Annotated in this window: 10 protein-coding genes; 4 read left to right on the top strand and 6 right to left on the bottom strand. The window is 54.1% G+C overall.

Going from position 1 to position 15,119, the window contains the following annotated elements; translation table 11 throughout:
- Positions 1–24: 24 nt before the first annotated feature.
- From nifK to nifH, 3 genes are read right to left on the bottom strand one after another with little or no spacing between them, the layout of a single operon-like run.
- Positions 25–1,587 (bottom strand): nitrogenase molybdenum-iron protein subunit beta, encoded by a 1,563-nt coding sequence (gene nifK / locus BM427_RS06495; RefSeq protein ID WP_090120215.1) that lies wholly within the window; start codon positions 1,585–1,587, stop codon positions 25–27.
- Positions 1,588–1,642: 55 nt separating this feature from the next.
- Entirely contained in the window at positions 1,643–3,091 is a 1,449-nt protein-coding gene (gene nifD / locus BM427_RS06500; protein WP_090120217.1) for a nitrogenase molybdenum-iron protein alpha chain, read from the bottom strand.
- Positions 3,092–3,118: 27 nt separating this feature from the next.
- Positions 3,119–4,000, bottom strand: a complete 882-nt coding sequence (nifH, locus tag BM427_RS06505; RefSeq protein WP_090120218.1) for a nitrogenase iron protein — start codon at positions 3,998–4,000, stop codon at positions 3,119–3,121.
- A 385-nt stretch (positions 4,001–4,385) separates the two neighbouring features.
- Between nifH and nifJ the strand changes: the two genes are divergently transcribed.
- Positions 4,386–7,898, top strand: a complete 3,513-nt coding sequence (nifJ, locus tag BM427_RS06510; RefSeq protein WP_090120220.1) for a pyruvate:ferredoxin (flavodoxin) oxidoreductase — start codon at positions 4,386–4,388, stop codon at positions 7,896–7,898.
- Positions 7,899–8,214: 316 nt separating this feature from the next.
- Positions 8,215–9,057 carry an HAD family hydrolase gene (locus BM427_RS06515; protein WP_090120222.1) on the top strand — a complete coding sequence of 281 codons (843 nt, stop codon included), beginning with the start codon at positions 8,215–8,217 and terminating at the stop codon, positions 9,055–9,057.
- Positions 9,058–9,170: 113 nt separating this feature from the next.
- On the opposite strand, the gene BM427_RS06520 is transcribed toward BM427_RS06515, so the two are convergent.
- Both BM427_RS06520 and BM427_RS06525 read right to left on the bottom strand, forming a co-directional pair.
- Positions 9,171–10,643 (bottom strand): amidase, encoded by a 1,473-nt coding sequence (locus tag BM427_RS06520; RefSeq protein ID WP_090120223.1) that lies wholly within the window; start codon positions 10,641–10,643, stop codon positions 9,171–9,173.
- A 13-nt stretch (positions 10,644–10,656) separates the two neighbouring features.
- On the bottom strand, positions 10,657–11,976 hold the full coding sequence (locus tag BM427_RS06525) for an MFS transporter (RefSeq protein ID WP_090120225.1): 1,320 nt from the start codon (positions 11,974–11,976) through the stop codon (positions 10,657–10,659).
- A gap of 497 nt (positions 11,977–12,473) precedes the next feature.
- Between BM427_RS06525 and BM427_RS06530 the strand changes: the two genes are divergently transcribed.
- Both BM427_RS06530 and BM427_RS06535 read left to right on the top strand, forming a co-directional pair.
- Positions 12,474–13,385, top strand: coding sequence for a LysR family transcriptional regulator (locus BM427_RS06530; protein ID WP_090120227.1), 912 nt, complete (start codon positions 12,474–12,476; stop codon positions 13,383–13,385).
- Positions 13,386–13,412: 27 nt separating this feature from the next.
- The gene (locus BM427_RS06535; protein WP_090120229.1) at positions 13,413–13,910 is read left to right on the top strand and encodes a cupin domain-containing protein; all 498 of its coding nucleotides are present in this window, start codon (positions 13,413–13,415) and stop codon (positions 13,908–13,910) included.
- Positions 13,911–14,191: 281 nt separating this feature from the next.
- On the opposite strand, the gene BM427_RS06540 is transcribed toward BM427_RS06535, so the two are convergent.
- Complete coding sequence (locus tag BM427_RS06540) at positions 14,192–14,920, bottom strand: metallophosphoesterase (RefSeq protein WP_090120232.1); 729 nt, start codon at positions 14,918–14,920, stop codon at positions 14,192–14,194.
- Positions 14,921–15,119: the final 199 nt, after the last annotated feature.

Consider the following 15,119-nt stretch of genomic DNA (forward strand, 5'->3'; position numbering starts at 1 on the left):
CCGCGCAGAGCGGGGCTGTAATGGTTAACGGATAAGATCGAAGCTGTAGTCGGTTTTGCCGAGCTTGATGGTCTCTCTGTCGACTTTCTCCAGCACCGCATTGACCAGCGTGGTAAGGATACTCATGGCCCCTTCGTAACCCCAGGTGGTCTGGCGGTGCAGATGGTGGCGATCGAACAGCGGGAACCCCAGGCGGATCAGCGGCACTTCAAACTGTTCACCCTTCGCCAGCGTATCGCGCTGGATAAACTTGGCGTAGGAGTTGCCGATCATAAAGTCCGGTTGACGGGTAAACATCAACGAGCGGAAATGCCACAGATCGCAGTTGATAAAGACTTCGCTCTCTTTACCGTACGGCGAGGCATCGAGCATTTTCTTCATCGCTTTCTGCCAGCGTTTGTTACCGTTATGACACAGAATAACGGTCGGTTCGCATCCCAGTTCCAGCAGGAAGCGGGTCAGCCCCATGACAAAATCCGGGTCGCCGAACAGGCCGAATTTCTTACCGTGTAGCCAGGTGTGGGAGTCGAGCATCATATCCACCAGCCGACCGCGTTCCAGCGCTAAGCTATCCGGAATGGCTTTGCCGGTTAACTGGCTTACTGTCATCAGCAGTTCGTCTGTTCCGGCCAGCCCCATCGGGATTTGCACTTCGGTGGCGGGTTGGTTCCAGCTTTCCTGCACAACTTTTTTGCTTTTCACCAGTTGCCAGGGTTGTAGCAGCAGGGTGTCGATCGCGTCAGGCGCTTCGCGCATCTCCTGCTGGGTCGTACCGCCAGCGTACATGTGATAATGCCCGTCTGCCGGAGTATCCAGTACTTCGGAAGGATCGGAAAGCAGGCTGCACGGCACCTCCATTTGCGCCATCATGCGTTTCAGCACGCGGAAATTGCCGAGGTAGGTTTCAAACCCGCTGACCAGATTGATACGCGGTAACTTGCCCGGTTGCCCGCTGTAATCGGCGGTAAAGGTACGGGCAAAGCCCTCAAACATATTGTCCCAGCCGGTGATATGGCTACCGATAAAGCTTGGCGTGTGCGCGTAAGGCACCTGAATCGCCGCGTCGACAAAGCCATCTTTTTTGGCGTTTGCAATAAACGCCTGAAGATCGTCGCCGATGACCTCCGCCATACAGGTGGTGGAGACGGCAATGATTTCCGGCTTGTAGAGGGCGCTGGCGTTCTGCAACCCGGTGTTCAGGTTGTTGTTCCCGCCGAATACTGCCGCATCTTCCGTCATCGAGTCCGAAACACAGGCAATGGGCTCTTTAAAGTGACGGTTAAAATAGGTGCGGAAATAGGCCACACACCCCTGGGAGCCGTGAACATACGGCAGGGTATTGGCAAAGCCCAGCGCACAAAGTACCGCGCCCAGTGGCTGGCAGGCTTTGGCCGGATCGATTGTCAGCGCTTCGCGTTGAAAGTTAAGCGCTTCATACTCTGCCGTGGTGGTCCATTGAAAGACCTCCTGCACGCGCGCCGGATCGTGGGCCTCTTCCAGTTGCCGTTTATCTTTAAACAGCATCTGGTACGCATCTTGTTCAAACAGCGGATGACAGTTTTGAATTTTCTCAGCACTTTGGCTCATGGTGTTCTCCTCCCGCGCCACAAATCGGTGAACAGACGGGATAGCAGGATTAAAATCAGGCGGATTTCAGCCACGGCGCGGTCAACTGGCCCCATGCGGGGTTGTTGATCGTCATATCCATATCGCGGGCGAAGATGGCAAAGCCGTCATAACCGTGATAGGGGCCGGAGTAATCCCAGGAGTGCATCTGGCGAAACGGCACACCCATTTTCTGGAAGATGTACTTCTCTTTAATGCCGGAGCCGATCAGATCCGGTTTCAGCGCTTTGACAAAGGCTTCCAGTTCATAACTGCTGGCATCATCGAACAACAAAGTGCCTTCTTTCAGATCCGGCAGGGTGCGGTCATAGTCATCGTTATGGGCAAATTCATAACCCGCAGCGATAATTTCCATCCCCAGATCTTCATAAGCGCCAATCACATGGCGAGGACGTAACCCCCCCATATAGAGCAGCACTTTGCGGCCTTCCAGACGCGGACGGTATTTGGCGATGATGGCGTCGTTCTGCGCCTGATATTTGGCGATCACCGCTTCGGCGTTGGCGCGAATGGTGTCGTCAAACATATCGGCGATTTTGCGCAACGACTCGGCGACTTTGGTCGGGCCGAAGAAGTTGTACTCCATCCACGGAATACCGTGTTTCTCCTCCATATGGCGGGAGATGTAGTTCATTGAGCGGTAGCAGTGCACAAGATTGAGTTTGACGAACGGCGTGTTCTCCATCTCAACCAGTGTGCCGTCGCCGGACCACTGCGCCACCACGCGCAGGCCCATCTCTTCGAGCAAAATGCGCGAAGCCCAGGCATCGCCGCCGATGTTGTAATCACCGATGATCGCCACGTCATAAGGGCCAGCCTCAAACGGCTTACCTTCGCGGTTATCCAGCACCCAGTCGCGGATCACATCGTTGGCAATGTGGTGGCCGAGTGACTGGGAAACACCGCGAAAGCCTTCGCAACGCACCGGAATAACCGGTTTATTGATGGCTTTGCGGCTGGCGTTGGCGACGGCTTCAATGTCATCGCCAATCAGGCCGACCGGGCATTCTGACTGAATGGAAATCCCTTTGGTTAGCGGGAACAGCGTTTCCATCTCTTCAATCAGTTTGGTCAGCTTTTTATCGCCGCCAAACACGATATCTCGCTCCTGAAAATCGGAGGTAAAGTTGAGCGTACCGAAGCTATCGACGCCGCTGACGCCGGTGTAGTAGTTACGCCGCCCGGCGCGGGAGTACTGACCGCAGCCGATCGGGCCGTGGGAGATATGGGCCATATCTTTGATCGGCCCGAATACCACCCCTTTAGAACCGGCGTAAGAGCAACCACGGACGGTCATCACACCGGGCTGCGACTTACGGTTGGAGATGATGCATTTCCCGACGCTTTCCATCTCCGGGTCACTCACCATCATGTGCTTTCTGCGTTCTTTGCGCGTTTTTTCCGGAAAGATCTCCAGCACTTCCTGGATGATCTCCAGATTACGTTCGCCTGTTGCATTGCTCATAATCGTCTTCCTGTTGGCGGGCGTGCATCAAACCGCGTTTTCTTCTGCGGCGGTTTTACCGATAATGCTGGTGTCTTCCACATCCATAATGCCGAATTCCATCAACAGCGCTTCCAGTTCATCCATGGTGATGGGTGTTGGCACGACCATTTTGGTGTTGTTGACGATCTTGTTGGCCAGGGTGCGGTATTCGTTGGCCTGGTTGCATTTCGGATCGTACTCAATCACTGTCATACGGCGGATTTCAGCGCGCTGTACAATGTTGTCGCGCGGAACGAAGTGGATCATCTGAGTGCCAAGTTTTTCCGCCAGCGCCATGATCAGCTCATCTTCGCGGTCGGTCTGGCGAGAGTTACAGATCAGTCCGCCAAGGCGAACTTTGCCAGATTTGGCGTATTTCACGATGCCTTTAGAGATGTTGTTGGCGGCGTACATCGCCATCATTTCGCCGGAGCAGACGATGTAGATCTCCTGCGCTTTATTTTCGCGGATTGGCATGGCGAAACCCCCGCACACCACGTCGCCCAGCACGTCGTAAAAGACGAAATCGAGATCGGGAACATAGGCGCCTTCTTCTTCAAGGAAGTTAATAGCGGTAATGACCCCACGACCTGCACAGCCAACACCTGGCTCCGGGCCGCCGGATTCTGCACAGCGCACGTCGCCGTAACCGATTTGCAGCACATCCTCCAGCTCCAGGTCTTCCACGGAACCGACTTCAGCCGCCATCTCCATAATAGTGTTCTGCGCTTTCGCATGCAGGATCAGACGGGTGGAGTCTGCTTTCGGGTCGCAGCCGACGATCATCACTTTCTTGCCCATCTCCGCCAGCGCGGCGACCAGGTTTTGCGTGGTGGTGGATTTACCGATACCACCTTTGCCGTAAATGGCGCATTGACGCATGGTCATGGTGTTTCTCCTGTTGGTTGTGTGAATTGCTTTGCCACACTCTGTTGTGCAGGGAACATACCAGCCGTGCCATTTTATTTAATTTGTTGATTTTAAAGAATTTGATGTTTTCGCTGTCGCAAAGGGAGGGGCAAAGAGTAAACAATCGCCTTACCAATTGTTCGAAACAGAACAATTCCGCACATCGTTTCTGTACGTCGGGGTACAACCCACGGCGTGCGACACTTTGTCGGCAGTTCAACAGGATGTCGCGTCCGCTGTCTTGTTTCATGCAACCGCTTTGGCATGCTTATATTTAACTATTTGTTTATAAATGAATAAATGAGCTGGCACAGGCTGTGCAACGGCTGTAGGGAGATGACCTCTTACAGTCGAGGAATGTGCAATGTCCGGAAAGATGAAAACAATGGATGGCAACGCGGCAGCGGCATGGATTTCGTATGCCTTTACTGATGTCGCCGCGATTTACCCCATTACCCCCTCAACACCGATGGCGGAAAACGTCGATCAGTGGGCGGCTGATGGCAAGAAAAACCTGTTTGGCCAGCCGGTGCGTTTAATGGAGATGCAGTCGGAAGCGGGTGCTGCCGGTGCCGTACACGGCGCGTTGCAGGCCGGGGCGCTGACCACCACCTATACCGCCTCGCAAGGGCTGCTGTTAATGATCCCCAATCTGTACAAAATTGCGGGTGAGCTGCTGCCCGGCGTGTTTCACGTCAGCGCTCGTGCGCTGGCAACCAACTCGCTAAATATTTTCGGCGATCATCAGGATGTGATGGCGGTTCGCCAGAGCGGCTGCGCGATGCTGGCGGAGAGCAACGTTCAGCAGGTAATGGATCTCTCGGCGGTGGCGCACCTCTCTGCCATTAAAGGCCGTGTACCTTTTATTAACTTTTTTGATGGTTTTCGTACTTCCCATGAGATCCAGAAAATTGAAGTGCTGGAGTATGACGATCTGGCGCCGTTGCTGGATACCGAGGCACTGAACCGCTTCCGACGTAACGCCCTGAACCCGGATCATCCGGTGATCCGCGGCACTGCGCAAAACCCCGATATCTATTTTCAGGAGCGGGAAGCCGCCAACCGCTACTACGATGCACTGCCGGAGATCGTCGAAAACTATATGGCGGACATCTATCGCCTTACGGGACGCGAATACCACCTGTTTGATTACTACGGTGCAGACGATGCAGAACAGATCATTGTGGCAATGGGGTCGGTATGCGACACCATTTCCGAAGTGGTGGACGCACTGATCGACAGCGGTGAAAAAGTGGGCCTGGTGACGGTGCATCTGTTCCGGCCTTTTTCACTGTCGCACTTCTTTGCCAAAATTCCGAAAAGCGTCAAACGTATTGCGGTGCTCGATCGCACCAAAGAACCGGGCGCACAGGCGGAACCGCTGTGCCTCGATGTGAAAAACGCGTTTTATCACCAGCATGACGCGCCGCTGATTGTCGGCGGGCGTTATGCACTGGGCGGTAAAGATGTACTGCCAGGACATATTGTTTCGGTGTTTGAGAACCTGAAAAAACCGCTGCCGAAAGATGGCTTTACGGTGGGGATTTTCGACGATGTGACACATACGTCGCTGCCGGTGCCTGCGCATGATGTCCACGTTTCCCGCGAGGGGATCACTGCCTGTAAATTCTGGGGGCTGGGTTCCGATGGTACGGTCAGCGCCAACAAGAGCGCCATCAAGATCATCGGTGATAAAACGCCGATGTATGCGCAGGCTTACTTTGCCTACGATTCGAAAAAATCTGGCGGCATTACCGTTTCGCACCTGCGTTTTGGCGAACGGCCGATTACTTCGCCGTACCTGATCCACCGCGCGGATTTTATCTCCTGTTCACAGCAATCCTACGTTGATAAGTACGACCTGCTGGAGGGGCTGAACCCCGGCGGTACATTCCTGCTGAACTGCACCTGGTTTGGTGAAGAGCTCGAAGCACGGCTACCAAACAGTATGAAGCGCTATATAGCCCGTGAAGGGATCCGTTTTTACACCCTCAACGCGGTGGATATCGCCCGCAAGCTGGGTCTGGGCGGGCGCTTTAACATGCTGATGCAGGCGGCATTCTTCAAACTGGCGGGGATTATTGATCCACAAGCAGCGTCCGGTTACCTGAAGCAGGCAGTCGAGAAATCCTACGGCAGTAAAGGACAAAAAGTGGTGGATATGAATAATGCCGCCATTGATCTGGGGATGGAAGCCATCCAGGAAGTGATAGTGCCGGAACGCTGGGCGACGCTGGAAGATGACACGGTGGAAGAAACGCGGATGATGCCGGATTTTATCCGCGACATCCTCGAGCCGATGAACCGGCAGAACGGCGACAAACTGCCGGTCAGCGCCTTTGTCGGTATGGAAGACGGGACATTCCCGACGGGAACCGCAGCATGGGAGAAACGTGGCATTGCGTTGCAGGTGCCGGTGTGGAACCCTGAAGGCTGTACCCAGTGCAATCAATGCGCCTTTATCTGCCCGCATGCCGCTGTTCGCCCGGCGCTGTTGAATCAGGAAGAGCGCGATGCTGCGCCGGTCGTGCTGTTAAGTAAAGCGGCGCAGGGCGTGAAGGAATACGACTATCATCTGGCTATTTCGCCGCTTGATTGTTCCGGCTGCGGCAACTGTGTCGATATCTGCCCGGCGAAGGGAAAAGCGCTCACAATGCAGCCGCTGGAGAGCCAGTTAGCGATGCAACCGGCGTGGGATTATGCGCTGGCGCTGTCGCCAAAAAACAACCCGTTCAACAAAACCACGGTCAAAGGTAGCCAGTTTGAAACCCCGTTACTGGAGTTTTCCGGCGCCTGTGCGGGTTGCGGCGAAACCCCGTATGCGCGACTGGTGACGCAGTTATTTGGCGATCGCATGATGATCGCCAACGCTACCGGTTGTTCGTCGATCTGGGGGGCCAGTGCGCCGTCAATTCCCTGGACCACTAACCATAAAGGGCAAGGCCCGGCGTGGGCCAACTCGTTGTTCGAAGATAACGCCGAGTTTGGTCTGGGGATGATGCTCGGTGGACGCGCGGTGCGTGAACAGCTCGCCAGTGATGCGATGGACGCGCTGGCTGCACCGCACAGTGAGGCGTTACAGCAGGCGTTGCGCCAGTGGCTGGAGGGTAAAGATCACGGTGAAGGTACGCGCGAGCGTGGCGAGCAGTTGAGTGCGCTGCTGGCGCAGGAGAAGGGCGATGATCCGCTGCTGAACCGCATGTACCAGAACCGCGACTATTTCGCTAAACGTTCACAGTGGATTTTTGGCGGCGACGGTTGGGCGTATGACATCGGTTTTGGCGGCCTCGATCATGTGCTGGCCTCCGGGGAGGATGTGAATATTCTGGTGTTTGATACGGAGGTGTACTCTAACACCGGTGGGCAGTCGTCGAAATCGACGCCGGTTGCGGCGATTGCCAAGTTCGCCGCTGAAGGCAAACGGACGCGCAAGAAGGATCTCGGCATGATGGCAGTGAGTTACGGCAATGTGTATGTCGCGCAGGTGGCGATGGGTGCGGATAAAGCCCAGACGCTGCGGGCGATAGCCGAAGCGGAGGCGTGGCCTGGCCCGTCGCTGGTTATCGCTTATGCGGCCTGTATCAACCACGGTCTGAAAGCTGGCATGGGATGCAGTATGCGCGAAGCAAAACGCGCAGTGGACGCGGGTTACTGGCATCTGTGGCGCTATAACCCGCAACTGATGGCGAAGGGTAAGAATCCGTTTATTCTTGACTCCGACGAGCCGGAGGAGAGCTTCCGCGACTTCCTGATGGGCGAAGTGCGTTACGCCTCGCTGGGCCGTACCGCGCCGGAGCTGGCGGATCAACTCTTCGAGCAAACCGAGCAGGACGCAAAGCAGCGTTTCGCGCAGTATCAGCGAATGGCAGGGGAGTAAACGGTAAATTTTACCCGGTAATGTTGCGCTTATCGGGTATTTGGACAACGGAGAGACGCCATGCGTATTCACGCATGGCGTTATTTTTTGCGCTGTTCATTCTGCTATATCGTGGAGCACGACGAGAATATTACAACAAATAAACCGCTGCTATTCTGTGGTCGACAATTATGCTTTGTTCTATCGTTATCAGATATTATTTTATGTCCTGAATTGCCTTAAACTCCAGCAATTTCCCCTTGCGGAGTTTACTGACCACTCAGGATGAGTCGAAAATAGATTAGCTGTACTTTCATTGGCTTATAAGGAACGTATTATGAAGTGTGCATTGGTTTATGACTTTGATGGCACTTTGGCTGACGGAGATTGTGCGCAACACGGCCTTATGCCTGCTCTGGGAATCAATAATGTTGGCGCATTCTGGCAGGAGGTAAAGCAGCGTGCCGCAGAAAATGATGGAGATGAAATTCTTTCTTATCTTGGATTATTGGTTGAAAAAGCAGCCCTGACAAATCCAAATGAACTCAGTATTCATAATCTTAAAAAACATGGTAAATCCATTCCGCTATATCCTGGGGTTGCTGATTGGTTTGACCGGATTAACAAGTATGCGGTTGACAATGGGCTGGAACTCCATCATTACATTATCTCCAGCGGGCTTGATGCGATGATTCGCGGAACGGAAATTGGTGACAAGTTTCGCATGATTTTCGCTTGTAAATATCACTATTCTGCAAATGGCACTTTAGCGACCTGGCCTGCTCAGGCGATTAATTACACGACAAAAACACAGTTTCTTTTTCGCATAAACAAAGGGATTGATAACTCCTGGGATAATGAAGCGGTAAATAGATTTATCGAGCCTGAACTGCGCGAGATACCTTTTCAGCGAATGATTTATTTTGGCGATGGCGATACGGATATTCCGTCCATGAAAATGGTGCGCTATCAGGGCGGTGTCTCACTTGCCGTTTTTGATCAGGATAAATGGAAGACTGCAAAAACGCAGGGAAAAGTTGAAAAATTGATAGCAGAGGAACGCGCCAATTATGTCGTACCTGCCATTTATGAGGATGGTAGTCAGTTAGATGTCACGGTGAAAGGGTTACTGCAATTATTTAAGCGTAAGTACGCCAACAAAGCGCTGTTGAGTAAATAATCAAGAACGGTGGACACGGTAAGAGAATATTTCTCAAGGTGGGTGAAATCGACTGCCTGATAAGCGCAGCACCATCAGGCAGGGTGATTATCCGTCAATCGACCAGACCGCATTTACCGGCTCACATGCACCTGTGGCACATTGTTACGGATAAAGCTGCCGCCGAGTGCGCGTTCAAGCTGGGCGGCGAGCTGTAGCAACTGACCGTCGTTGGCCTGCCGAGTTTGAAAATGCATACCCAGCGGAATGCCGGACTGCTGCCAGGCGAGCGGGAGCGAGATCCCGGCCGTACCTGTCAGGCTGGCGAGCGGGGTGTAAGAAAAGATATCCCACAGGTTATAGAACCAGTCCATAACGTCCGGGTTATCGCTCAGCGTCAGGTATTTTTTCTCGCCCATCAGCGGTGTCGGTTTCGAGAACGTCGGTGTCAGAATCATGTCCCACTGCTGGAAAAAACGCCCGAGATCGCGCGATACGGTGTTAAAGACATCCTGCATTTTCCAGCGTTCGCTGTAGGACATATCAATGCCTTTCTGCCAGAGACGAATGTTGATCGGCTCCACCAGCGCCTCCGGCGGCGAACTCAGCCCTTTTTTTTCCAGCAGACGCTGAATAAACTGCGCAAAATTACTGATATAGCAGGTCGTTTGTGCCTCAAACGCCTGCGCGAAATCAACCCGCGGCGTCACCCATTCAACGTGGTGGCCCAACTCTTCCAGCAAACGTACGGTGCGCTCCAGCTCGCTGACAAAATGTGCATCGGAACGGTAGTTGCCCCATTCGTGGGAGACGGCAATGCGCAGTGGAGCAGGATCGTGCTTAATCATCTCACTGTAGGGCTGTTTGCTTTCCCAGTAGGGCATAAACTCGCCCGGTGCGCCGCCCCGGCAACTGTCAATAAACCGCGCCGTGTCGCGAACGCTACGGCTGACGCAGCCTTGCGTGGAAACAAACCCGGTGATATCGGAAAGTGCCGGAGCGATGGATAACACGCCGCGCGAACTTTTTAGCCCGATCAACCCGTGGGAACCCGCCGGGATGCGAATCGAGCCGCCGCCGTCCGTGGCATGCGCCAGCGGTACAATCCCTGCTGCCACCGAAGCGCAGGATCCAGCTGACGAGCCGAAGGTGGTGTATGCCGTATCCCACGGGTTGCGGGTGACATAAACGTCCGGGTTTTCCACCGAGCCGCAAACGCCAAACTCCGGGGTGGTGGTGCGGCCAATAATGTTCAACCCGGCGGCGCGGATTTGCGTAGTGAGAAACGCATCTTCCGCCGGGCGGTTGCCCTGCATAAATTTCGAACCTTGCTCCTGTAGCCGGTTTTTCACACCCGGGCCGAGATCTTTCATCAGAAACGGCACACCGCGAAACGGGCCGTCGAGCCGCGTGCCGTCGGTCTGCGGCGCTGCGATCGCATCATCAAACAGTTCCACCACGGAACCGATTTGCGGGTTGATCAGGCTGACGGCGGCCTGCGCCTGCTGCGCCAGTTCGGCGGCACTGATCTCACCTTGCTGTACCCGTTCTGCAAGCGCTGTGGCATCGTGCGATGCCCATTCTTGCCAGTTCATGACAGTTTTCATTACTTCTCCTTGCTTACTGAACGGTGGTGCGACGACGCGCCAGCAAAGGCTGCGGGGCTTTACGCTCTTTCAGCATGACGGTGGCGACCAGACAGAGAATATTGGCGGCAATCAGGTAGTAACCGGGAGAAACCGGGTTGCCGGTGACTTTGATCAGCCATGAAAAGACAATCTGTGCAGTGCCGCCGAACAGCGTAATGCCAAAGGCAAAGGCGATAGAAAAGCCAGTGGAGCGCACATATTTCGGGAAGTTTTCGCACAGCACGACGAGTACGCCGGAACCGCTGATACATTGCAGGGCGGCAAAAACGGTGATCACGCTGTAAAACACCATTTCGCTGCGCCAGGTGTTGATGATCTCAAGCCCGGGAAGCAGCAATAGCAGCAGGATCAGACGTGGGGCAATAATGGTCATCTTTCTGCCAACGCGATCTGCCATCCAGCCGCCGATCAGCGAAAAGACCACCACGCAGACGCCAATCAGAATCGTGGAGGCCATGGCGCTGCCCGGCGTAAACGACAGTTCATTGAGCGCGTAAGTGGTCATATAGTTGAGGAAATATTGGGTAATGGTGCTGCCGGAGAGAATAAAAATCCCTGTCAGCACCAGTCCGCGATAATTCTTCACGACTTCGCCGAGCAGGCTACCGGTGGAGTGACTGGCTTCGCTGTTGTCAGACTGATAAGTCTCGCGCAGATTGCGGCGCAGGTAGATGGCGATAGGCAGGATCAGCAGCCCGAAAGCGAACGGCACGCGCCAGCCCCAGGCGGCGAGATCTTGCGGTGACAGCAATACCGTGAGCGTATAGCCAATCACACCCGCGCTGATACCTGCCAGACCCTGGGCGACAATCTGCCAACTGGTGTAGAAGGCACGTTTGCCTGCGGGCGCGGCCTCCATAATAAACGTGGTTGCCGGCCCAGCTTCGCCGCCCCAGGCCAGCCCTTGCAACATGCGAACCAGCACCAGTAAAACTGGCGCGGCCATGCCCATGGTTTCATATCCTGGCAAGAAGACTAAGCCGCCGGTGCCGATGGTCATAAATACCATGGTTAATAACATTGCTGGCTTGCGCCCAACGCGGTCGGCGTAGCTGCCAATAAAAATGGCGCCCAGCGGCCGGACAATAAAGCCGATGCCAAATACCGAAACGGACAATAACAAACTGGTAAACGGATTATCCGAAGGAAAGAAAACATGGCCGATCATCACTGCAAAGGTGGCGTAAGCGCTGAAATCAAAAAACTCGACGGCTGCGCCCAGCACAACGGCGATCACTTCTTTACGCGTCGCTTTTGGCTGTGTGACTGTGGGATTTATTTCGTTTGCCATAAACAGTCTTCCTCAGGGGTTGAGACGAATTAACAACATGGCGGAGATATAACAAGCACAGATAATGTGCACTATCACAATTGTGCGGGAGCAGTGCGTAAAAAATGTGCTCACTGAATGGCAGGGAATATAAATAAGAAAATAGTATTGCTTTATATAATATATTGAATTATATGGTTTTGTTGTTTTTATTCGGCAGCCTTTACTGACTGAAAGGAAATAACTGTCGCGGCGCTGCACTTAAAAAGTGCTTTCATTTCGTTATCAGTGCGCAAATATTTTTCGCATAACCTATATCATCCTGATGATTATTAAATCATTTTTTCTCCCTGCAAGGTAAAAACCAATTCTGTTTTTGCACGATTATTGTTCGTCGTGCCTGTTTGCAGTGCAGCGGCATGGGAAGATAAATGATTGCCTCACTGATTTGTCAATCTGAACACCGGCGTAATAAGGTGACAAAGGGTGTAATAACGGCAATACAGGGAGGGGAAAATATGCAATTACGCGCGCTGCGCTATTTTAGCCAGGTGGCGAAATCCAGTTCGTTGCGTGATGCCGCCGATAAATTGTTTGTTGCGCCGGGTGCCGTCACGCGGCAAATCGATATTCTGGAACACCACTATGGCGCGCCGCTGATCGAGCGCACGCCACGCGGTATCAAACTGACACGGGAAGGGGAATTTCTCGCCCAGGCCGTAGATGCCACCTTACGTGAGCTGGATGCGGTGAAAGCGCGCATCTCAAGTACGAAAAGTGTGGTTTCCGGCACGGTACGTATCTGTGCGGCAGAGAGCCTGATCGCTGCGTTTATCGCGCCGGTTATCTGCACCTTCCGCCAGCGTTATCCTGCGGTTTCGTTTGACATTGATATTGGCAGTGCACCGCATGTTGCCGAACAATTAATCAGCGGTAATGCCGATGTGGCGCTGGCGTTTTATATGCCGGTCAGCGCGGAGTTGCAGGTGACACACTACTGCGCGTTGCAGCACAAAGTGTTGATGGCGGCGCACCATCCGTTAGCGAAGAAAAGCCTGCTGACGCTCTCCGATCTTGCCCGTCATCCGCTAGCTATTCCGCCTGCCAACTATGCGGTGCGGCAACTGCTCGAATCTGCTGCCCGGCGGGAGAATCTGCATTTTGATTTATGTTATATCGCCAGTTCGCTGGAAGTGCAGAAAGCGCTGGCGCGGCAAGGACTGGCGCTGTTGATCCTGCCACAACTGAACGTTAACGACACCACCGGGCATGAGGATTTTGTCGCCGTGCCGCTGGCGGATCCGCTGATGGGCACGGTGAAGGTCGATCTCTGCCTGCCGCGCCAGCGCACGTTGTCGATGGCGACGCGTATATTCCATCAGATGCTGGCGGAACAAATTGACAGGCAGAATGGGTCGTTCCAATACTGACATGACACCTTATTCCAGGAACCGCTTATGAGTGCGAATATTGCTAAACCGTTTGTTATCCACAACTTTAATACCATTGAGATGGAGCATTTTGTCCGCCCACCGCTGTATGAATCCCTGGGCGGCTCGCTGACCAGGGGCACTGCCGCCAGCAAGCTCGGCGCGTCTATCGATACGTTGCCGCCGGGTAAACGCTGCAGCCCGTTTCATCTGCATCATGCGCAGGAAGAGATGTTTATCGTGCTGAATGGACGCGGAACACTGCGCATTGGCGATGAAGAACGAGCGATTGAAGAGGGCGATGTGATCTGTATTCCACCGGGAAAGGCATGGCCGCATCAGATTATCAACACCTCCGATCAACCGTTGCGTTATATCTCAATCAGCACAATGGAAAGCCCGGAAATTTGCGAATACCCCGATGCCGATAAATTTCTTGCCAGAGCGCGCATCAACGGGCGGGAAGATTTTCGCCGGATTGATTTTCGCGGCGCGGGCGTGGATTACTGGGAAGGGGAAAAGTGAGATGAACGCCGGTCAGCCCGGTTGCGATTCAGGTAGAAGCGCTGCGGTGAATCGAGTAGTTCCATCGCTCTGCCAGATGCGGGATTGCCGCTTTATGTTCAGAAATTTTGCTTGTCTACAGCCGCAGCCGTGATGTTCATACTGATGTTGGTTTTACCGTCGAAAATTTTTACCTTAATGACGTCAAGGGACTTTCCGCCAGCGGCAGGCGATTTGCAGGGATGGCAAGTAGGGCTGGCCTGAACGTAGCGCCGTCTGTTTGCTAAGACGGCGGTTAGGCGCTAAACGCTAACAAAATGGCTTACCAGGCGGCGATCGCGGATCTGATGGATCATCAGTGCTGGCGGATCGTTCGCCGGTGGCAGGCGTTGTGCATCCAGCATCAGTGGGTTCGACGGGCAGATGGAGCCGCAAATATAAGCCGGAATCCCGGCAAAGGTAGCGCTCATCGGCCGGTGAACGTGCCCGCTGCACAACGCCAGCGGCGGGAACGGCAGAGTCTTAAGCAACTGTCGCAGTTCCTCTGTGCCATCGCACATTGCGCTATCGAGCGGCGCGATGCCGCTGGGGAACAGATGCTGATGCAAAAACAGCAGTGCTGGTTGCGGGCTGGCGGAGAGCGCGCTTTTTAGCCACGGCAGATGCAGGCGGATATCGCCACGGCTTTCGCCCGCGACGGTCACATCCAGGCCAATGACCGCCACACCGTCAAGCTGCTGGCAGAAGTGCATTGCGTCAGCGGCCCTATGACGGGCAAAGGCGGGCAGGCGGGCGCACATCACCGCTTTATCGTCGGCATTACCCGGAATGATATGCGTGCGGCAGCTCAGCCGTTGCAGTTCCCCGGCAATCGCCAGATAGCCTTCGTGCCAGCCGTCGTCGGTTAAATCCCCACTCACCACCAGCACATCAGGTTGCAGGGCAAGCAGCCAGTCAATGGCGTTATGCAACCGCGCGAGGTTGTCGTTGTCGGGCGCGGCGTGAATATCACTGAGCTGAGCAATCAGCATCTCTCCTCCGATGTGGTTCTATGCAGCCCGAAGTATGGCAGGCGGGCGCGGGGGAATGCACGAAATTTGCCAGTTCGGTATTCTGCTAAGCAAGGGTTACGCGCGCCGAAAGTCATATTACATAGCCATTAACATAATTCATGCCAGCTTCGCTTTCTTTTTTATTTTAATAAGAGAGATAACGTATCTTCCGCGTCTT

Source organism: Kosakonia arachidis (assembly GCF_900116535.1).
In the GTDB taxonomy this organism is placed as follows: domain Bacteria; phylum Pseudomonadota; class Gammaproteobacteria; order Enterobacterales; family Enterobacteriaceae; genus Kosakonia; species Kosakonia arachidis.

Coding starts and splice junctions, on each gene's coding strand:
- nifK (WP_090120215.1), bottom strand. CDS start 1,587: ATGAGCCAAAGTGCTGAGAAAATTCAAAACTGTCATCCGCTGTTTGAA.
- nifD (WP_090120217.1), bottom strand. CDS start 3,091: ATGAGCAATGCAACAGGCGAACGTAATCTGGAGATCATCCAGGAAGTG.
- BM427_RS06535 (WP_090120229.1), top strand. CDS start 13,413: ATGAGTGCGAATATTGCTAAACCGTTTGTTATCCACAACTTTAATACC.
- BM427_RS06530 (WP_090120227.1), top strand. CDS start 12,474: ATGCAATTACGCGCGCTGCGCTATTTTAGCCAGGTGGCGAAATCCAGT.
- nifJ (WP_090120220.1), top strand. CDS start 4,386: ATGTCCGGAAAGATGAAAACAATGGATGGCAACGCGGCAGCGGCATGG.
- BM427_RS06525 (WP_090120225.1), bottom strand. CDS start 11,976: ATGGCAAACGAAATAAATCCCACAGTCACACAGCCAAAAGCGACGCGT.
- BM427_RS06540 (WP_090120232.1), bottom strand. CDS start 14,920: ATGCTGATTGCTCAGCTCAGTGATATTCACGCCGCGCCCGACAACGAC.
- BM427_RS06520 (WP_090120223.1), bottom strand. CDS start 10,643: ATGAAAACTGTCATGAACTGGCAAGAATGGGCATCGCACGATGCCACA.
- nifH (WP_090120218.1), bottom strand. CDS start 4,000: ATGACCATGCGTCAATGCGCCATTTACGGCAAAGGTGGTATCGGTAAA.
- BM427_RS06515 (WP_090120222.1), top strand. CDS start 8,215: ATGAAGTGTGCATTGGTTTATGACTTTGATGGCACTTTGGCTGACGGA.